18 protein-coding genes are annotated in these 19,253 nt (G+C 67.8%); 13 read left to right on the top strand and 5 right to left on the bottom strand.

Translation table 11 applies throughout. From position 1 onward, the window contains the following. The first annotated feature begins 76 nt into the window (after positions 1 to 76). The 4 genes from ASE66_RS03335 to ASE66_RS03320 all read left to right on the top strand — a co-directional run bounded on the left by ASE66_RS03335 (position 77) and on the right by ASE66_RS03320 (position 4,540). A complete protein-coding gene (locus tag ASE66_RS03335) occupies positions 77 to 1,693 on the top strand; it encodes a fumarate hydratase (protein WP_057188122.1) in 1,617 nt (538 codons plus the stop codon). Further along, entirely contained in the window at positions 1,690 to 2,022 is a 333-nt protein-coding gene (locus ASE66_RS03330) for a hypothetical protein (protein ID WP_057188121.1), read from the top strand. The genes ASE66_RS03335 and ASE66_RS03330 overlap by 4 nt, the downstream gene beginning before the upstream one ends. A gap of 32 nt (positions 2,023 to 2,054) precedes the next feature. Further along, positions 2,055 to 2,711 (top strand): MBL fold metallo-hydrolase, encoded by a 657-nt coding sequence (locus ASE66_RS03325; RefSeq protein WP_057188120.1) that lies wholly within the window; start codon positions 2,055 to 2,057, stop codon positions 2,709 to 2,711. Positions 2,712 to 3,082: 371 nt separating this feature from the next. Continuing rightward, positions 3,083 to 4,540 carry a phospholipase D-like domain-containing protein gene (locus tag ASE66_RS03320; RefSeq protein ID WP_057188119.1) on the top strand — a complete coding sequence of 486 codons (1,458 nt, stop codon included), beginning with the start codon at positions 3,083 to 3,085 and terminating at the stop codon, positions 4,538 to 4,540. Between the two features lie 10 nt (positions 4,541 to 4,550). Here ASE66_RS03320 and ASE66_RS03315 read toward each other — a convergent pair whose 3' ends face one another. Beyond that, positions 4,551 to 5,069 carry a DUF1993 family protein gene (locus ASE66_RS03315; RefSeq protein WP_057188118.1) on the bottom strand — a complete coding sequence of 173 codons (519 nt, stop codon included), beginning with the start codon at positions 5,067 to 5,069 and terminating at the stop codon, positions 4,551 to 4,553. Between the two features lie 94 nt (positions 5,070 to 5,163). Next, entirely contained in the window at positions 5,164 to 5,733 is a 570-nt protein-coding gene (gene efp / locus ASE66_RS03310) for an elongation factor P (protein ID WP_057188117.1), read from the bottom strand. 132 nt (positions 5,734 to 5,865) lie between these two features. Here efp and epmA point away from each other — a divergent pair, with 132 nt between their 5' ends. The 6 genes from epmA (at position 5,866) to ASE66_RS03280 (ending at position 10,137) form a co-directional block, all read left to right on the top strand. Next, positions 5,866 to 6,930, top strand: coding sequence for an EF-P lysine aminoacylase EpmA (epmA, locus tag ASE66_RS03305; protein ID WP_057188116.1), 1,065 nt, complete (start codon positions 5,866 to 5,868; stop codon positions 6,928 to 6,930). After that, a complete protein-coding gene (locus ASE66_RS03300) occupies positions 6,927 to 7,991 on the top strand; it encodes a lysine-2,3-aminomutase-like protein (protein ID WP_057188115.1) in 1,065 nt (354 codons plus the stop codon). Before epmA ends, ASE66_RS03300 begins: the two co-directional genes overlap by 4 nt. Before the next feature lie 38 nt (positions 7,992 to 8,029). Next, positions 8,030 to 8,710 carry a DsbA family protein gene (locus ASE66_RS03295; RefSeq protein ID WP_057188114.1) on the top strand — a complete coding sequence of 227 codons (681 nt, stop codon included), beginning with the start codon at positions 8,030 to 8,032 and terminating at the stop codon, positions 8,708 to 8,710. A gap of 84 nt (positions 8,711 to 8,794) precedes the next feature. Continuing rightward, positions 8,795 to 9,502 carry an orotidine-5'-phosphate decarboxylase gene (gene pyrF / locus ASE66_RS03290; protein ID WP_057188113.1) on the top strand — a complete coding sequence of 236 codons (708 nt, stop codon included), beginning with the start codon at positions 8,795 to 8,797 and terminating at the stop codon, positions 9,500 to 9,502. A gap of 36 nt (positions 9,503 to 9,538) precedes the next feature. After that, a complete protein-coding gene (locus ASE66_RS03285; RefSeq protein ID WP_057188112.1) occupies positions 9,539 to 9,826 on the top strand; it encodes a DUF1330 domain-containing protein in 288 nt (95 codons plus the stop codon). Between the two features lie 2 nt (positions 9,827 to 9,828). Next, complete coding sequence (locus tag ASE66_RS03280) at positions 9,829 to 10,137, top strand: DUF1330 domain-containing protein (protein ID WP_057188111.1); 309 nt, start codon at positions 9,829 to 9,831, stop codon at positions 10,135 to 10,137. 102 nt (positions 10,138 to 10,239) lie between these two features. On the opposite strand, the gene ASE66_RS03275 is transcribed toward ASE66_RS03280, so the two are convergent. The 3 genes from ASE66_RS03275 to ASE66_RS03265 form a co-directional block, all read right to left on the bottom strand. Beyond that, complete coding sequence (locus ASE66_RS03275; protein WP_057188110.1) at positions 10,240 to 11,337, bottom strand: NADH:flavin oxidoreductase/NADH oxidase; 1,098 nt, start codon at positions 11,335 to 11,337, stop codon at positions 10,240 to 10,242. Positions 11,338 to 11,380: 43 nt separating this feature from the next. Beyond that, entirely contained in the window at positions 11,381 to 12,319 is a 939-nt protein-coding gene (locus ASE66_RS03270) for an AEC family transporter (protein ID WP_057188109.1), read from the bottom strand. A 104-nt stretch (positions 12,320 to 12,423) separates the two neighbouring features. Further along, positions 12,424 to 13,425, bottom strand: coding sequence for a DUF808 domain-containing protein (locus ASE66_RS03265; protein WP_057188108.1), 1,002 nt, complete (start codon positions 13,423 to 13,425; stop codon positions 12,424 to 12,426). Between the two features lie 174 nt (positions 13,426 to 13,599). On the opposite strand from ASE66_RS03265, the gene ASE66_RS03260 reads away from it, so the two are divergent. The 3 genes from ASE66_RS03260 to ASE66_RS03250 are packed head-to-tail and all read left to right on the top strand — an operon-like array spanning position 13,600 to position 19,242. Beyond that, positions 13,600 to 14,430, top strand: coding sequence for an ImuA family protein (locus ASE66_RS03260; protein WP_057188107.1), 831 nt, complete (start codon positions 13,600 to 13,602; stop codon positions 14,428 to 14,430). Continuing rightward, a complete protein-coding gene (locus ASE66_RS03255) occupies positions 14,348 to 15,883 on the top strand; it encodes a Y-family DNA polymerase (protein WP_082613160.1) in 1,536 nt (511 codons plus the stop codon). Before ASE66_RS03260 ends, ASE66_RS03255 begins: the two co-directional genes overlap by 83 nt. Then, positions 15,880 to 19,242: an error-prone DNA polymerase gene (locus ASE66_RS03250; RefSeq protein ID WP_057188106.1), complete on the top strand. Its 3,363-nt coding sequence runs from the start codon at positions 15,880 to 15,882 to the stop codon at positions 19,240 to 19,242. The genes ASE66_RS03255 and ASE66_RS03250 overlap by 4 nt, the downstream gene beginning before the upstream one ends. Positions 19,243 to 19,253: the final 11 nt, after the last annotated feature.

Here is a 19,253-nt window from a genome sequence, read left to right as displayed (position 1 = left end):
AGGCCTTGCCCCGAGGGGCTATGACGCGGCGAAAGAGGCGCCGTGCGCGGCGCCGTCGAACCGCGGAGTGCCGCCGATGGCCTATACCCATGTCGATCTCTTCCCCCTCGGCGAGGACAAGACGCCCTACCGCTCGCTCGGCAGCGACGGCGTCACGGTCGAGACGCTCAGCGGGCGCGAGGTCCTGAGCGTCTCGCGCGAGGCGATCCGGAAGCTCTCCGAGCAGGCCTTCATCGACATCAACCATCTGCTGCGGCCCGGTCACCTCGCCCAACTCGCCAAGATCCTCGACGATCCGGAGGCGACCTCAAACGACCGCTTCGTCGCCTACGACCTGCTCAAGAACGCAGGGATCGCCGCCGGCGGCGTGCTGCCGATGTGCCAGGATACCGGCACGGCGATCATCATGGGCAAGAAGGGCCGCAAGGTCTGGACCGAGGGCGATGACGAGTCCGCACTGGGCGAGGGCGTCTACGACGCCTATCTCAAGCGCAATCTGCGCTATTCGCAGGTCGCGCCGCTCTCCATGTTCGAGGAGAAGAACACCGCGACCAACCTGCCGGCGCAGATCGACATCTATGCCGAGGGTGAGGACGCCTACAAATTCCTCTTCGTCGCCAAGGGCGGCGGCTCGGCCAACAAGACCTTCCTCTTCCAGGCGACGCCCTCGCTCCTGACCAGGGACCGGATGATGGCGTTCCTGAAGGAGAAGATCCTGACGCTCGGCACCGCCGCCTGTCCGCCCTATCACCTCGCCATCGTCATCGGCGGCACCTCGGCCGAGCAGAACCTCAAGACCGTCAAGCTCGCCTCGACCAAATATCTCGACGCGCTGCCGACTGAGGGCTCACCCTCCGGTCACGCCTTCCGCGATCTCGAGATGGAGGAGGAGGTCCACAAGCTGACGCAGGCGCTCGGCGTCGGCGCCCAGTTCGGCGGCAAGTATTTCTGCCATGACGTGCGCGTCATCCGCCTGCCGCGGCACGGCGCCTCGCTGCCGATCGGGCTCGGCGTGTCCTGCTCGGCCGACCGCCAAGCCAAGGGCAAGATCACCAAAGACGGCATCTTCCTTGAGGCGCTGGAGACCGATCCGTCGAAATACCTGCCGGAGATCGACGAGGCCGGGCTCGGCGGCGACGTCGTCAAGGTCGACCTCAACCGGCCGATGAGCGAGATTCTCGCCACATTGACGCAATACCCGGTGAAGACCCGGCTCTCGCTGACCGGAACGATCATCGTCGCGCGCGACTCGGCCCATGCCAAGATCCGCGAGCGGCTGGAGAACGGCCAGGGCATGCCGGACTACCTGAAGAACCACCCGGTCTATTATGCCGGCCCGGCCAAGACGCCGGAGGGCATGGCCTCGGGCTCCTTCGGTCCGACCACGGCCGGCCGCATGGATTCCTTCGTCGACCAGTTCCAGTCCTTCGGCGGCTCGATGGTGATGCTCGCCAAGGGCAACCGGTCCGCCCAGGTCCGCGAAGCCTGCAAGGCCCATGGCGGCTTCTATCTCGGCTCGATCGGTGGCCCGGCGGCGCGTCTCGCCCAGGACTGCATCCGCAAGGTCGAGGTGCTCGAATATCCCGAGCTCGGCATGGAAGCGGTCTGGCGCATCGAGGTCGAGGATTTCCCGGCTTTCATCGTCATCGACGACAAGGGCAACGACTTCTTCAAGGAGCTGAATCTCGGATGACCGCCCGCGTTGCCATCGCCGCCCTGCTGACCCTGGTTCCGACTCTCGCACTGGCACAGCCGCGTCCCGTTCCGGCGACGTGCACGCGCGACCTGTTCCAGAACGAGGCGGCGATGCGCCAGCGGCAATACCGCATGCAGCAGGTCGCCACGGCCGACCAGGCGACGCAATGCGCTGCCTGGCGCGACCATGTCGCCTTCATGCAGAAGGCCCGCTCCGTCTTCGCCACCTGCCAGACCGGCCGCCAGCGCGAGGAGAATGTCGGCCAGATGGACCAGTCGCTCGCCGACTACCGCGTGCTGCTCGCCAATCGCTGCGGGGGCCGGTAGACAGCTCCGGCTCTCCTGACGAAAGGCATGCGATGACCGACCAGACAGAAAGCCCGCTCGGCATCGCCGTCGTACCGGTGACGCCCTTCCAGCAGAACTGCTCGATCGTCTGGTGCACGCGCACCAAGGAGGCGGCGATCGTCGATCCCGGTGGCGATGTCGAGCGCATCCGCGGCGCGCTGACGGAACTCGGCGTCACGCCGGTCGCGATCTGGCTGACCCATGGCCATATCGACCATGCCGGCGGCGCGACCGAACTCGCCGGCGTGCTGAACCTGCCGATCATCGGCCCGCACGAGGCCGACAAGTTCCTGCTCGACGCCTTGCCGCAGCAGGGCCTGATGTTCGAGATGCGCGGTGTGCAAGCCGTGACCCCGACGCGCTGGCTCGCCGAAGGCGAGACCGTTTCGGTCGGCGATATCGGCTTCTCCGTCCAGCACGTGCCGGGACATACGCCCGGCCACGTCACGCTCTTCCAGAACGATCTGCGTTTCCTGCTTGCCGGCGACACGATCTTCGCCGGCTCGGTTGGCCGCACCGATTTTCCCTATGGCAACCACAAGGACCTGATCGGCGGCATCAAGGGCAAGCTGCTGCCGCTTGGCGACGACGTCCAGTTCCTGCCCGGCCATGGCCCCGCCAGCACTCTCGGCGAAGAGCGCCAGACCAATCCGTTCCTGCAGGGGTGAGGGAGCGCCGGGGCCGTCATTCTCGGGCGAAGCGAAGCGCAGACCCGAGAATCTCATGACGAGAAGGTGCTGATCGGAGCCTCTTTCAGCCTGAGATGCTCGGGGCGAGCCCGAGCATGACGTGAGTTGAAAGGCTCCAGAAACGCCAACGGCCATGTCCGGAAGGGCGCGCGTACATCCGGCGTCGCTGTCTTCGGGTTCATGGCCGTCTTCAACGGGACGGAGGGCCGTGGAACGCCCTCGACATCCGCGTGAACCGGATATGGGACTATGGTCCTGCGATTGCAAGGGGCGGCGGCGTGAAAGTCTGAATGCCCCTCTGGCGGCTGCTCGCATTGCTGGTTTCGCTGCCCATGCGATAGTTGCAGCCTATGTGGGAGATTCTGTCCGCCTATTGGCCGCATATCCTCGGCTTTGCCTCGCTGGTGCTGACCGTCGTCGCGGCCAGCCATGCTGCGATGACCAAGGACGAGGTCCGCGCCGCCATCGGCTGGGTCGGCGTCATCGTGCTCTCGCCGATCGTCGGGCCGCTGATCTACGCGGTCGGCGGGATCAACCGCATCCGCCGCGCCTCGATCGTCTCGCAGCGCAAGCAGAAGTTGGGTAGCGGCCCGCTCGCGCAGACATTCGAGGTCTCGGATGCGGAGGTCGCCGGCGATGTCGGCCGGCGCTTCGCCGCGTTGAAGACGCTGGGCGACAAGGCGACGCGCCGCCATCTCAAGACCGATAACGCCATCGCGGTGCTCAGGACCGGCGACGAGGCCTATGCCGCGATGATCGCGGCGATCGCAGCGGCCGAGCGCTCGATCATCCTGGAGACCTATATCTTCGATCGCGACCCGCTCGGCCTGCGCGTCGCCGATGCGCTGATCGCGGCTGTCAGGCGCGGCATCGCGGTGCGGGTGCTGATCGACGCCGTCGGCGCGCGCTACTCGGTGCCGAGCATCGTCGGCTACCTGCAGAAGGGCGGCGTCCCGGTCGACGTCTTCAACGGCAACATCATCATCGGCCTGAGATTGCCCTATGCGAACCTGCGGACCCACCGCAAGCTGCTGATCGTCGACGGGCGGATCGCTTTCGCCGGCGGCATGAACATCCGCCAGGGCTTCACCACCGAGTTCGCCGGTGAGGCCGCAGGGCACGATACGCATTTCCGTATCGAGGGACCGGTCGTCGAGGATCTGTTCGGGGTCGCGGCCGAGGATTGGCGCTTCGCCTCGGGGGAGGACCTCACTGGCGATGTCTGGGCGGTCACGCCGCAGGCCGCAGCGCAGGGCCCGACCGTGCTGATGCGCGCCGTCGCCTCGGGGCCGGATGCGAGTCTCGAGACCAACCACAAGCTGTTGATTGGCGCCTTCTCGGTGGCGCGGACCTCGATCCGGATCATGTCGCCCTATTTCCTGCCGGATCGCGAGCTGATCAGCGCGCTGGTCACCGCGGCGCGGCGCGGTGTCGCCATCGATATCGTTGTGCCCGATGTCAACAACCTCGTCCTGGTCGATCGCGCCATGCGGGCGCAGTTCGACCAGGTGCTGAGGGATGGCTGCAAGATCTGGCGCGCCACCGGCTCCTTCGATCACTCCAAGCTGCTCGCGATCGATGGGGCCTGGGCCTATGTCGGCTCATCCAACCTCGATGCGCGCTCGCTCAGGCTGAACTTCGAGATCGACCTCGAAGTGCTCGACGCCGATTTCGCCGTCGGTATCGAGCAGCGCATCGATGCCGCGATCGCCAGAGCGCGCCCGGTCACGCTGAAGGAGCTGCGCTCGCGGCCCTTTCCCCTGCGGCTGCTCGACCGGATGCTCTGGCTCTGCTCGCCTTATCTGTGAGGGGCGGCTCTCAGGCGTCGAACACGCCCTTGAGGAAGTCCTGCTTGCCGACCTGGAAGCCGTTCTCGCGCAGGATGTCGTAGGCCGTCGTGGCGTGGAAATAGAAGTTCGGCACGGCGAAACGGGTGAGGTAGTCGACGCCCTTCATCGTCACGGTCGCCGAGGGACCGCGCGGGAAGGTGACGTCCTTGTCGAGCCCGGCATCGAGGGCCGCCTTGTCGACCGAGGCGATGAAGTCGAGAGTTTTCGCGATCCGCGCCTTCAGCTCCTCGAAGCTCTTCTCCTCGTCGGGAAAGCGCGGATTCTCGGCTCCGCTGACCCGTGCAGCAGCGTTCTTGGCGAAGTCCGACATCAGCTGGATCTGCCGGGTGAAGGACAGCATATCCGGGGCGAGCCGGCTCGACAGCAGCACCTCTGCCTGGATCTTGCGTTCGGACGCCTCAGCCCCTGCCTTGTCGAGGATAGCGTCGAGCGCCTTGAGGGTCTGGATGAAGCCCGGGAAGACGGCGGCATAGGCGGAAAGCGGCATGACGTGTTCCTCAGCAAACGAAAAACGGGCCCGGAAAGGGCCCGCTGCGTTCGTGATATAAGCCTTTCCCCGCCGATGTCAGCGGGCGCCGGCTTCAGTCCTTGGCGCGCTCGACATAGGCGCCGGTCTCGGTCATCACGACGATGCGCGTGCCGGGGCCGATATGCGGCGGCACGGAGGTGCGCACGCCATTGGTCAGGATCGCCGGCTTGTAGGAGGAAGAGGCCGTCTGGCCCTTGGTGACCGGCTCGGTCTCGGCGACTTCGCAGGTCACGCGCTGCGGCAGCTCGATCGCGACGGCCCGATCGTCGAACACCGAGAGCGAGACCTTCATGCCTTCCTGGAGGTAGGGTGCCATGTCGCCGACGACGCCGCCGTCGACGGGGATCTGGTCGAAGGTCTCGGGGTTCATGAAGACGTATTGCTCGCCGTCCTGGTAGAGATAGGTGAAGTCGCGGTCCTCGACATAGGCGCGCTCGACCTGCTCGGTCGTCTTGTAGCGCTGGGTCATCTTCACGCCGTCGGCGATGCGGCGCATGTCGATCTGCGTCGTCGGGGTGCCCTTGCCCGGGAAGAAGCTCTCGGCCGAGATGACCGTGCAGAGATGCCCGTCGAGCTCGAGGACGTTGCCCTTGCGGACGGAGGAGGCGATGACCTTGACCACGTGGATTTTCCCTGGCTGGCGCGGGCTGCATCCGCGCGCTATGCGAATTCCTGTGCCGCGCCACTACCGCATTCAGGACGTAAACGGAAGCGCGCAGGCCGGTTCGCACGGCTTTCGCCGCAGAGAGATGTGATGAGCCAGACCCACCCGCCCTTCTGGCGGCCGGACATCCATGCCGATAGGCGCCCCGCTTTGCTGGCGCGGGGGCGGATCAAGACGGCGCTGCGGCGCTGGTTCGAGGCACGCGGCTTCGTCGAGATCGAGGCCGCGATCCTGCAGTTGTCACCCGGCAACGAGACGCATCTGCACGGCTTTGCCACCACGCTGATCGACGATGCGGGCGCCGGCCATCCCTATTATCTGCACACCTCACCGGAATTCGCCGCCAAGAAGCTGCTGGCGGCCGGCGAGCCGCGCATCTTCGATTTCGCTCGCGTCTTCCGCAATCGCGAGCGCACCGCGCTGCACCATCCCGAATTCACCATGCTGGAATGGTATCGCGCCGGGGAGGATTACGAGGCGCTGATGCAGGACTGCGCGGCGCTGCTGGCCGAGGCCGCTCGCGCTGCCGGCGTCACGACCTTGCGCTGGCGCGGCAGCGAAGCCGATCCCTTCGCCGAGCCCGAGCGGCTGACGCTGCACGAGGCCTTCGCCCGCCATGCCGGCATCGACCTGATGGCCACGATCGCGGGGGACGGCGCGACGGATCGAGAGGCATTGGCCGCACAGGCGCGGGCCGCCAGCATCCGTCTCGCCGAGGATGACAGCTGGTCCGACATCTTCAGCCGCGTCCTGTCCGAGAAGATCGAGCCGCAGCTCGGCCGCGGCCGCGCCACCATCCTGTGCGAATACCCGATCTCGGAGGCGGCGCTCGCCCGGCCGAAGCCGGGCGACCTCCGCGTCGCCGAGCGCTTCGAGCTCTATGCCTGCGGCGTCGAGCTCGCCAATGCCTTCGGCGAATTGACCGACCCGGACGAGCAGCGCCGGCGCTTCGAGGCTGATATGGATGAGAAGCAGCGCATCTATGGCGAGCGCTATCCGATCGACGAGGATTTCCTCGCTGCGCTTAGCCTGATGCCACAGGCTTCCGGTATCGCGCTCGGCTTCGACCGGCTGGTCATGCTGGCGACCGGCGCGCGCCGGATCGAGGATGTGCTCTGGACGCCGGTCGCGGAACCGGGCAGGGGAGGGCGATGACGATCCACCAGTTGCCCGGCCAGCCGCTCAGGACGGTCGACGCCCTCGTCGAACGTGGTCTCGTCGCGCCCGAGCGGCGGCAGGCGCTGGCCGAGGTCGCCAGGCGCTATGCCGTCTCGGTGACGCCGGCGATCGCGGCGCTGATCGATCCGGCCGACGATGCCGACCCGATCGCCCGCCAGTTCATTCCCGCCCCGGCCGAGCTGGAAACACTGCCGGAGGAGCTCGCCGACCCGATCGGCGACGAGGCGCATTCGCCGGTCGAGGGCGTGGTCCATCGCTATCCGGACCGGGCCCTGCTCAAGCTGGTCCATGCCTGCCCGGTCTATTGCCGCTTCTGCTTCCGCCGCGAGATGGTCGGCCCCGGCGGCGATGCGCTCACCGGTGACAAGCTCGACGCCGCGCTCGCCTATCTCGCCTCCCGGCCGGAGATCTGGGAGGTGATCATGACCGGCGGCGACCCGCTGATCCTTTCCGCCCGGCGGGTGCGCGAGGTCGCCAGGCGTCTCGCCGTGATCCCGCATATCAAGGTGGCGCGCTGGCATACGCGCGTGCCGATGGTGCAGCCGGAGCGGATCACCGAGGACTATGCCCGCGCGCTGCGCATCCCCGGCAAGGCGAGCTACATCGCCGTCCATGCCAACCATCCGCGCGAGTTCACCGAGGACGCGAAGGCGGCGCTGGCGCGCCTCGTCGACGCCGGCCATGTCCTCGTCAGCCAGAGCGTGCTGCTCAAGGGCGTCAACGCCGATATCGCGACATTGTCGGCGCTGATGCGCGCCTTCGTCGAGAACCGGGTCAAGCCGTATTATCTGCACCATCCCGATCTCGCGCCGGGCACCAGCTATTTCCGGCTCTCGCTGTCCGAGGGGCAAGCGCTGGTCAAAAGCCTGCGCGGCAACCTTTCCGGACTGTGCCAGCCGACCTATATCCTCGACATCCCCGGTGGGGCCGGCAAGATCCCGGTCGGTCCCGCCTTCCTTTCGGGCTGCGAGATGCCCGGCGCGCAAGGCTTCGCGGAGGATCGCCATGGCGACCTCCATGCCTATCCGCCGGTCTGAAGAGGCCCTTGTCGCGGCGATCCGCGAAGGACTGAGCCATGCTGAACCCCGCCGCATCCGACAAATTGCCGCTCGCGATCGTCTCCGATATCGCCTGCCCCTGGTGCTTCATCGGCAAGACCCGGCTCGAGACGGCGCTCGCCAATCATAACCTGACCGAGCGCGTCGCCATCACCTGGCTGCCCTATGAGCTCAACCCGGAGATGCCGGCGGACGGCATGGACCGCACCGCCTATCTCGACGGCAAGTTCGGCCCCGGCAAGCGCCGCGAGATCGAACTGCGCCTGTCCGAGGCGGCGCTGGAGAGCGGCGTCACCTTCAACTGGGCGAAGGTGACGAAGAGCGTCAACACCCGCATGGCGCATATGCTCGTCGCCGCCGCCGCAACTGTCATGCGCGGCAGCGAGATGACCGCGGCGCTGTTCAAGGCCTATTGGCAGGACGGGCGCGATATCGGCGATCTCGAGACGCTGGTGGCGATCGCCGGCGAGCAGGGCTTCGACGAGCAGGCGGCGCGCGACGAGCTGTCCAATGACGAGCTGCGCGAGACTGTGATCGGGCTTGAAGCGCATGCCCAGAAGGTCGGCGTCACCGGCGTGCCCTTCTTCATCGTCGACGGCAAGCTCGCGGTCTCCGGCGCGCAGCCGCCGGAGGTCTGGACACAGGTCTTTGCGCAGGTCCTGGCGGCCAATCGCGAGCAAGCTGCTGACAGATCTTAAAAAAGATCTGTCTCAAAAATGAGAAATCCTTGCGCTGCCGCTCGAATCGTGCCTTTCACCCGGTAACAGGCGGAGGGCAGGGCGATGACGCAGAAGATCAACGATCTCCGGGACCGCATGATCGTCGCGCTCGATGTGCCGACGGTCTGGGACGCCTACCGCATCGTCTCGACGCTGGGTGACGGGGCGAGCTTCTACAAGATCGGCTACCGGCTCGCCTTCGCCGGCGGGCTCGACCTCGCCCGCCAGCTCGTGACCGAGGGCAAGAAGGTCTTCCTCGACCTCAAGCTGCACGACATCGGCAACACCGTGACCGAAGGCGTGGACTCGCTGACCAAGCTCGGCGTCACCTTCCTCACCGTGCACGCCTACCCGCAGACCATGCGCGGCGCGGTCGAGGGGCGCGGCGATGCGGCGCTGAAGCTGCTCGCGGTCACCGCCCTGACCTCCTATGACGATGGCGACCTGAAGGATGCCGGCTATGGGCTCGCGGTACGCGATCTCGTGCGCATGCGCGCCCAGCAGGCTCGCACGGCGGGCGTCGACGGCATCGTCTGCTCCGCCGCCGAGACCGAGATCGTCCGCGGTGTGATCGGCCCCGACATGGCTATCGTCACGCCCGGCATCCGCCCGGCCGGCAGCGCTGTCGGCGACCAGAAGCGCACGCTGACCCCCGCCGAGGCGATCCGCGCCGGCGCCGATCATCTCGTCGTCGGGCGTCCCATCATCCGCGCGGCAGACCCGCGCGCAGCGGCCGCCGCGGTCATGGACGAGATCGCGGGCGCCGCTTAGTCTGCCGCTCCTTTCCACCGGATACGGAAGCGGTAAATGCCCAAGGGATATGTGATCGGTCGCGCCAAGGTGACCAATGCGACGCAATGGGCGGTCTACGCCGCGAAGGCGTCCGAGGTGATCAAGCAATATGGCGGCACGCCTTTGGTGCGCGGCGGCCAGATGTCGGTCGGCGAAGGCGAGGGCCGGGCCCGCAACGTCGTCCTCGAATTCTCCGATTACGCAGCGGCCAAGGCCTATCTGTTTTCGGTCGAGTATGGCGAGGCGCGCAAGTTGCGCGAGGGCGCCGGCGAGATCGACCTGATCGCGGTCGAAGGGGCCTGACCATGGCGAAAGGCTACTGGATCGCCCGCCTCGACGTGCAGAACGAGTCGGAATACGCGACCTACCGCTCGCTCAATGCCATCGCCTTCGCCAAATACGGCGCCAAGTTCGTCGTCCGCGGCGGCGAGTACAAGCTGGCTCGCGGCGAGGGCCGCAAGCACAACGTCGTGATCGAGTTCAAGGACATCGAGACGGCGCGCGCCTGCTACGAATCGCCGGAGTATCAGGCGGCCGTGCAGCACCTCGCCAAGGTAGGCCCGATCGATCTCGTCATCATCGAAGGCTATGAGGGCGCGCAGCCGGGCGATTGAGCCCGGCTCTCGCATTCGTCAGACCTCCCTCAAGTCATCCCGGATCGGCGCGGCTTCGCCGCTTGTCCGGGATGATCCCTTTTGTCGTAACGGGAAGACTGCTCAGCTCTCGAACAGCGTCCGGAACCGGTTCGGCTGCGAGCGCAGATACTGTTTCGGCGCCTTGACGCTGGCGCCGAGATGGGCGGCGGCATGCCAGGGCCAGCGCGGCTCGTAGAGGATGCCGCGCGCCAGCGCGACCATGTCAGCATCACCGCCGGCGATCACCGCCTCGGCATGCTCGTAATCCGTGATCAGCCCGACGGCGATGGTCGGCACGCTTGTCGCCGCCTTCACCGCCCGCGCCAATGGCACCTGATAGCCCGGTGAAAGCGCGATCTTCTGCGCGGCCGAGACGCCGCCGCTGGAGACATGGATGAAGCTGACGCCGCGCGCCTTCAGCGCCTCGCAGAAGGCGATGGTTTGCGCGATGTCCCAGCCGGCCTCGGCCCAGTCGGTCCCGGAGACGCGCACGCCGACCGGGATCGCTGCCGGAACCGCCTCTCGGACTGCGTCGAAGACCTCGAGGGGGAAGCGCATGCGGTTCTCCAGGGAGCCGCCATAGGCGTCGTCGCGCTGGTTCGCCAACGGCGACAGGAATTGGTGCAGCAGATAGCCATGGGCGCAGTGCAGCTCGATCGCCCGCAGGCCGAGCCGCACGGCCCGGCGCGCCGTGGCGACGAAGGCCTCGCGGATCCGCTTCAGCCCGGCAGCGTCGAGCGGCAGCGGCGGCCGGTCATTGGCTTGCATCGGCAGCGCCGAGGGGGCGAGCGTCTGCCAGCCACGATCCTCGAGCGGGCGTTGCCCACCGCCGGTCCAGGGTGAATGGACCGAGGCCTTGCGGCCGGCATGGCCGAGCTGGATGCCGATCGGCATGTCGGAATGGCGGCGGACCGCTTCGAGCACGCGCCCCAGCGCCGCTTCGTTCGCATCACTCCACAGGCCGAGATCATCCGGGCTGATCCGCCCGTCGGGCTCGACCGCGGTCGCCTCGATGATCAGGAGCCCGGCGCCCGATAGAGCAAGATTGCCGAGATGGATCAGGTGCCAGTCCGTGGCCGAGCCCTCTTCAGCTGAGTACTGGCACATCGGCGCGATCACGATTCGGTTCGCCAGATGAAGGCCGCCAAGGTCGAAGGGCTGGAAGAGCTGGCTGGGCATGAACGTCTCCGGACAGGCGGTTTTGGGCGCGTATGATGGCGGTTCAGGGCGAGATCAGCCAGATCGCTAGCGGGAAGGTGAGGGCTGCCGCTACGGTCGAGATCACGATCGCAGCCGCGATCGGGCGGCTGCCGGTGTCGAAGCGCTCGGAGATGACGAAGACATTGGCCGCGATCGGCAGCGCCGCATAAAGCACGCCGGCCTGGACCCAGAACGGATCGAGCTTGAGGACCAGCGCCAACACCACCCAGGTCAGCAAGGGGTGCAGGATGAGCTTGCCGACAACCAGCGGCAGGACGCCGCGCAAAGGCAGCCTGCCTTCGCGGCTCCACTGGAAGGCGGCGATGCCGAGCGCGAAGACACCGACCGGCGCCGCCGACGCGCCGAGGAAGAGCAGGAAACGGTCGACCAGCTCCGGCAGCGCGACCCCGCTCAGCGACAGGGCGATCCCGGCCAGGATCGAGAGCATGAACGGGTTGACGAGCGTGCCGCGGACAAGCCTGAGCGTGATCGCAAGCGGCGAACCCTGGCCGCGCCCGGCCTCGATCAGCCCGATCGAGAGCGGCACGATCAGGGCCGTGTCGCAGATCAGGCCGATTGCGATCGGCGCCGCGGCGCTGTCGCCGAGGAAAGCGAGCATCAGCGGGATGCCGAGGAAGGCGAAATTGCCGCCGACCAGCGCCTGCGCCCGTGACACGGCGTTGGGGAAGGGCAGGCCGAGCAGGCGCCGCTGCAGCGCGATGGCGAGGGCGAGCACTCCAACCCCGATCAGCGCGAGCGCGGCGAAGAAGACGCCGTTCCACAACTCGGCGATCGGCTGGCGCGACATCACCCGCAGCACCATCGCCGGTGTCGCCACCATGAAGGCGAAGGTGTTGAACACCCTGACCGCATCGGCGGTAAATAGCCCGCGCCAGGCGGTGAAGGCGCCGAGCGCGATCACCGCGAAGAAGGGCGTGCTGGTGGCGAGGAATTGCAGCATGGGCGGACCGGTCGCCCGCGCGGCGGGCCTCATGAGACCGCGCTAGCAGATTTTGACGGCTACCGCGGCTGCCACAGACGCATGGGGTCTGCGCTTGGGCGGCGTTAATGCCGCTTAGCCGCCGCCCCTGCCACCTTGGCCGCATCGCCGCGCCGCGCCTTCAGCACCGGCTCGACGATGAAGTGCATGCCGACGAGGCAGAGCCCGCCGACGACGAGCCCGAACACCGCCGAGGCGGCGGCGGTGGTCAGCCATTCGAGCACGCCGGTAAGCGCCGGCCAGACTTGCCCGACCGCGACGGCGACGCCATGGATGGCATGCTCGATCCCGGCGAGCCCGTAGCCGGCGAGGCCGTGGATGATGATGCCGCCACCGACCCAGAGCATCGCCGCCGTGCCGACCGCGCTCAGCACCTTGAGGAAGGGCGGCATGCCGTTGACGAGGCCGCGGCCGATGAGCCGGATCGGCAGAAGGCTGCTGCGCGCCAGCGCGACGCCGGCATCGTCCGCCTTCACGATCAGGGCGACGACGCCATAGACCAGCACGGTCATGCCGAGCCCGACCACGGCCAGCACTAGCGCCTGCATCCAGAAGGAAGAGGCGGTGATGCCGGCCAGCGTGATCGCCATGATCTCGGCCGAGAGGATGAAGTCGGTCTTGATCGCGCCGGCGATCTTCTGATCCTCGAGCTGCCTGGCGTCGAGGATGTCGGCGCCGCCTTCGCCGGCGGCCTCGTCGTGATCCGCATGCGGTACGACGAGCTCATAGACCTTCTCGAAGCCCTCGAAGCAGAGATAGGCACCGCCCGCCATCAGGAGCGGCGTGATCGCCCAGGGCGCGACCAGGCTGAGCACCAGCGCTGCGGGCAGCAGAAAGAGCAGCTTGTTCTTCAGCGAGCCGAGCGCGATCTTGCCGATGATCGGCAATTCGCGTTCCGCCGCGAAGCCGACGGCGTAGCGCGGCGTCACCGCGGCATCGTCGATGACGATGCCGGCCGCCTTGGCGCCGGCCTTGGTCGCTTGCGCGGCGGCATCGTCGAGCGCGGCTGCTGCGACCTTGGCCAGGGCTGCGACGTCGTCGAGAAGGGCGAACAGTCCCGAACTCATGGCGGTCTCCAGGCGAGGCCGCGGGTCGGGCGGCACGTAGCTGATAAGCGATCCGATTTGCCCTGATATGACAGCAGCGAGGCGCCCGCAGGCAAGCGCAAGCGGATGCGGGCTTGACTCCGGCGCGGTTTGGAGTCGCTTTATAGACAGAACAAAAAGTGAACATAAATACCAATGGCCGATGCTTCAACCCGATCCCTGGCTGCCCTGCGGCAGAGCCTCGCTCTGGTGGGGCTGGCGCGCGAGCTTTCGCCGGTGGAGCGCGTCGCCTTCGGGGCGCCCTCGCTGGATGAGCCGTTGGGTGGGGGGATTGCGCGCGCCGCCCTGCATGAGGTCTACGCCCCGGCCGGGGCCGACCTTCCCGCCGCGGCGGGCTTCGCTGCGGCTCTGGCCCTGCGCGCCGCCGGATCGCGGCCCGTGCTCTGGGTCCGGCAGGATTTTCTCGATGCGGAGGCCGGGCGCTTGCATCCGCCGGGCCTGGCCGAGCTTGGTCTCGATCCCTCGCAGATCCTGCTGGTCAGGGTCAGGGACGGCGAGGGGGCGCTGCGGGCAGGGGCGGAAGCGGCGCGTTGCGCCGCGCTCGGGGCGACCCTGATCGAGCCCTGGGGCGCACCGCGCCAGTTCGACCTGACCGCAAGTCGCCGTCTGGCGCTGGCGGCGGAGGCCTCCGGCGTCCTGACCCTGCTGTTGCGGGTGGCGGCGCAGCCTGAGCCCAGCGCCGCCAGCACGCGCTGGCAGGTGCGCGCTCTGCCGTCACGGGCGCGTGAGGCGGAGGCGCCGGGCGATCCCGCCTTCGGATTGCGGCTGCTGCGTCATCGCGGCGGCCTTGGTGAGCGTGAGTGGCGTGTGGAGTGGAACCGTGACGAACGATGTTTCCAGGACAGGATCGGGAGAGAGGGAGGCAGCAAAAATGGAGCGGGGGATGCAGCGCCGCTATCTCGCCCTCTGGTTTCCCTATCTGGCGAGCGAGCGCCTGCGCCGGCGGGGCTCCGCCGGGCCGGGTGAGCGTCCGCTCGTCCTGGTCGAGAAGGATCGCGGCGCGCTGCGCCTCGCCGATTGTGACGAGCGCGCCGTTGGGCTTGGCCTGACGCGCGGCCTGACCCTGGCCGACGCCCGCGCTCGTATCCCGGAACTGACCGTTGTCGAGGCCGATCCTGCCGCTGATCAGCGCCTGATCGAATGGGTTGCCGCGCTCTGCGACCGCTTCACCCCGCTCGTCGCGCTCGATCCGCCGCATGGGCTGGTGCTCGACATCACCGGCTGCGCCCATCTCTTCGGCGGCGAGGCGGCCCTGCGCCAGCGGCTCGGCATGGGCATGCATCGGATGGGCCTGACCCTCTTCGCAAGCATCGCCGGCACGCCGCAGGCGGCGCGTGCTCTCTCTCGCTTCGGTCGCTGCGCCATTTCGCTTCCGGGCGAGGATGAGCTGCGGACACTGCCGCTGCCGGTCTCGGCATTGGAGGCTTCCTCCGAGACGGTGATCGCCCTGTCGCGCGCCGGGCTGAAGACGCTGGGCGATCTCGCCGGCCGGCCCTCGCACACGCTCGCCGCCCGCTTCGGCGAATCGCTCGTCACGCGCTTACGCCGCATCCTCGGCCATGAGGATGCCCGCATCACGCCCTTGCGGCCGCCGCCCGATTGCGTGGTCGAGCGGCATTTTCCCGATCCACTGCAGGATACCGACGGGCTGGAGGCGATCGTCACCCATTTGCTCGGCGAAGCCGGGCGCCTGCTCGAGGCACGGGGCGAGGGCGGGCGCGCCTTCGAGATCAGCTTCTTCCGCAGCGATGGCGCGGTGCGCCGGCTGGCGCTGGAGACCGGCCGGCCTTCGCGCGATACCGCCGCGATCCTGCGACTCTATCGCGAACGCATCGATAGCCTGGCCGATCCGCTCGATCCCGGCTTCGGCTTCGACGCGATCAGGCTCGGGGTGCTGGTCTGCGAGCCGCTCGGGACGCCGCAGGCGAGCCTCGACGGGCGCGCCGTCGAGGAGGAGGCGGTGGCCGATCTGATCGACCGGCTGGTCGCCCGTTTCGGCCGCGAGCGCGTGCTGCGCTTTGTCGCGCAGGACAGCCATCAGCCCGAGCGCGGAGCTGCGCTGGTTCCGGCCGCCGCCGGCAGCCCGAACGAGGCACCCTGGCCCATCTCCCAGCCGGATGAGCCGCCGGCCCGCCCGCTCCAGCTCTTCGAACCGCCGCAGCCGGTCGAGACCCTGGCCGAGGTGCCGGATGGTCCGCCCTTGCGCTTTCGCTGGCGTCGCGTGCTGCACGAGATCGCTCGCGCCGAAGGACCGGAGCGGATCGCGCCGGACTGGTGGCGCGATGGGCCGGGCGAACACACGCGCGACTATTACCGCGTCGAGGATGCGCAAGGGCGCCGCTTCTGGCTCTTCCGTGCCGGTCTCTATGGTCGCGAGACGACCGCGCCGCGCTGGTACCTGCACGGGCTGTTCGCATGACCGCCTATGCCGAGCCCGTCGCCGCGACCAATTTCTCCTTCCTGCGGGGCGCCTCGCCCGGGCCGAACCTGGTGATGACCGCGCTGCTGCTCGGCCAGACCGGCCTCGGCATCGCCGACCGCAACACCGTTGCCGGCGTAGTGCGGGCCTGGATCGCGCTCCGTGATCTGCGCGAGCTCGGCATGCCGTCTCCGGAGAAGGTGCGCGAGGGCGGCAGCCCAGGCGAATACATCTGGGTCGAGAACCCGGCCTTCGCCGATTTGCCCTTCACGGAGGAGCAGATGCGAGCGCTGGCGCAAGCCTTCAAGCTCGTCACCGGCAGCCGCCTCGTCTTCGCCGATGGCTCGCCCGACATCGTCGCCTACCCCGCCAATCGCGCCGGCTGGGGCCGGCTCTGCCGTTTGCTGACGACAGGCAATCTGCGCGGTGGCAAGGGTGAGTGCATCCTCAATCTCGATGATCTCCTGAACGACACCCGCGACCTCCTGCTGATCGTCATGCCGGAGCGCCGCCTCGATGGCTTGCCTGCACTGCTGTCCCGGCTCGAGGCCGCCGCGCCCGGCGCGGTCTGGCTCGCGGCCAGCATGTCGCGTGGCGGTGACGATCGCCGCCGCCTCGCCCGGCTGAAGGCGATCGCAGCGCCGACCCGCACGCCGCTGATCGCCACCAACGACGTGCTCTACGACGCGCCGGAGCAGCGCGACCTGCAGGACCTGCTGACCTGCATCCGCGAGGGCATGACGATCGACAAGGCCGGCCGCCTGCTCGAGGCCAATGCCGAACGCCATCTCAAGGCGCCGCAGGAGATGGCCCGGCTCTTCAAGGAGGCGCCGGAGGCGATCGCCGAGACGCAGCACCTGCTCGGCCGCATCGCGTTCGATCTCGGCGAGCTCAGATACGAATACCCCGACGAACCGGTGCCGCCCGGCTGGACACCGCAGGGCTGGCTGGAGGAGCTGGTGCGCCGGCGCCTGCCGATGCGCTATCCCGCTGGTATCCCTGAGAAAGTTCAAAAGCAGGTCGACGACGAACTCGTCCTGATCTGCAAGCTCGACTATGCCCGCTATTTCCTGACCATCCGCCAGATCGTCGAGTTCGCCGAGAGCCGCGGCATCCTCTGCCAGGGCCGGGGCTCGGCCGCCAATTCGGCCGTCTGCTACGCGCTCGGCATCACCGCGGTCGATCCGGACGAGCACACGCTGCTTTTTGCCCGCTTCATCTCGGAAGAACGGCGCGAGCCGCCCGATATCGACGTCGATTTCGAGCATGAGCGGCGCGAGGAGGTGATCCAGTGGATCTACCAAAAGTACGGCCGCCACCGCGCCGGCATCGCCGCCACCGTGATCCATTACCGGCCGCGCAGTGCCATGCGCGAGGCCGGCAAGGCGCTGGGATTGACTGAGGACGTCACGGCCCGCCTTGCCTCGACGCAATGGGGCAGCTGGGGCTCCGACATCACCCGCAACCAGATTCGCCAGGCCGGGCTCGACCCCGACAATCCGGTGATCGCGCAAGCCGTGCAGTTCGCCGTGCGCCTGCTCGGTTTTCCGCGCCATCTCTCGCAGCATGTCGGCGGCTTCGTCCTGATGCGCGGGCGCCTCGACGAGACCGTGCCGATCGGCAACGCCGCAATGGCGGATCGCACTTTCATCGAATGGGACCGCGACGACATCGACGCGCTGCGCCTGATGAAGGTCGATGTGCTGGCGCTCGGAATGCTGACCTGCATCCGCAAGGCTTTCGATCTGCTGCGCGAGCACGAGAGCAAGGATTACGGCCTCGCCGAGATCCCGCAAAAGGACGAAGCGACCTACGACATGCTTTGCGAGGGCAAGTCCATCGGCGTCTTCCAGGTCGAGAGCCGGGCGCAGATCAACATGCTGCCGCGGCTGAAGCCGAGGGAGTTCTACGATCTCGTCATCCAGGTCGCGATCGTTCGCCCCGGTCCGATCCAGGGCAATATGGTCCATCCCTATCTGAAGCGGCGGGCAGGGATCGAGGAGGTTAGCTACCCTTCGCCGTCGCCGGCTCATGGAGAAGCGGACGAGCTTTTCCAGGTTCTCAAGCGGACCCTCGGGGTGCCGCTCTTCCAGGAGCAGGCGATGCAGCTCGCCATGACGGCGGCGAAATTCACCGACCCCGAGGCCAATGGCCTGCGTCGCGCCATGGCGACCTTCCGCAATGTCGGCACCATCGGCCATTTCGAGGGGCTGATGGTCGAGCGCATGGTCGGGCGCGGCTATGAGCGCGACTTCGCCCAGCGCTGCTTCGAGCAGATCAAGGGCTTCGGCAGCTACGGCTTTCCCGAGAGCCACGCCGCCTCCTTCGCAAAGCTGGTCTATGTCTCCTCCTGGCTGAAATGCCATCACCCGGCGATCTTCGCCGCGGCGCTGCTGAACTCGCAGCCCATGGGCTTCTACGCCCCGGCCCAGATCGTGCGGGAAGCGCAGGAGAATGGCGGCGTCGAGCCACGCCCGATCGACGTGAATTCCAGTGCCTGGGACAATCTGCTGGAGCCGGGAGCGCCGGGTTGGAAAAGCCCCTGGGCGCTACGCCTCGGCCTGTGCCAGCTCGATGGCTTCAAGGAGGACTGGGCGAAGCGCCTCGTCGAGGCCCGCGGCGAACCCTATCGCGATGTCGAGGACCTCGCCCGCCGTGCCCGTTTGCCCGCTCGCGCCATGCGCATGCTCGCCGATGCCGATGCCTTTCGTTCGCTCGGGCTCGACCGGCGCGAAGCGCTCTGGGCGGTGCGCCGCCTGCCGGATGACGAGGCGCTGCCGCTGTTCGAGGCCGCGCAGGCGCGCGAGCTCGGCGCCGAGCAGGCCGCTGCATTGCCTGTGATGCCGCTCGCCGAGCATGTCGTCGCCGACTACCAGACGGCGCGGCTCTCGCTGAAGGGGCATCCGATGGGCCTGCTGCGGCCCCGCTTCGTCCGTGAGCGCGTCGCCAGTTGCGAGCAGATGTCAGCGATGCGCGACGGGACATGGGCCAGCGTCGCCGGCGTCGTGCTGGTGCGCCAGCGCCCCGGCAAGGGCAATGCCATCTTCATCACGCTGGAAGACGAGACCGGCATCGCCAATGTCGTGCTCTGGGCCCGCGATTTCGAGCGCTTCCGTCGCGAGGTCATGGCGGCGCGGCTGCTCCTCGTCGAGGGCAGGGTGCAGAAGAGCCCCGAGGGCGTGATCCACCTGATGGCGAAGCGGGTCGTCGACCGTTCGGCCGACCTGCTCAGCCTGTCCGATACCCACCGCGCCGAGATCGTGCTCACCCGCGCCGACGAGTTCCAGCATCCGCAGATTCCGCGGGCGCGCCATCCGCGGAATGTCCGGATCCTGCCGAAGTCGCGCGATTTCCATTGAAAAGGAGGTTT

This window comes from Allobosea sp. Root483D1, assembly GCF_001429505.1.
GTDB lineage: Bacteria > Pseudomonadota > Alphaproteobacteria > Rhizobiales > Beijerinckiaceae > Allobosea.
The sequence above is the reverse complement of the archived record's forward strand: the minus strand, read 5'-3'. Positions and strand labels throughout refer to the sequence as shown.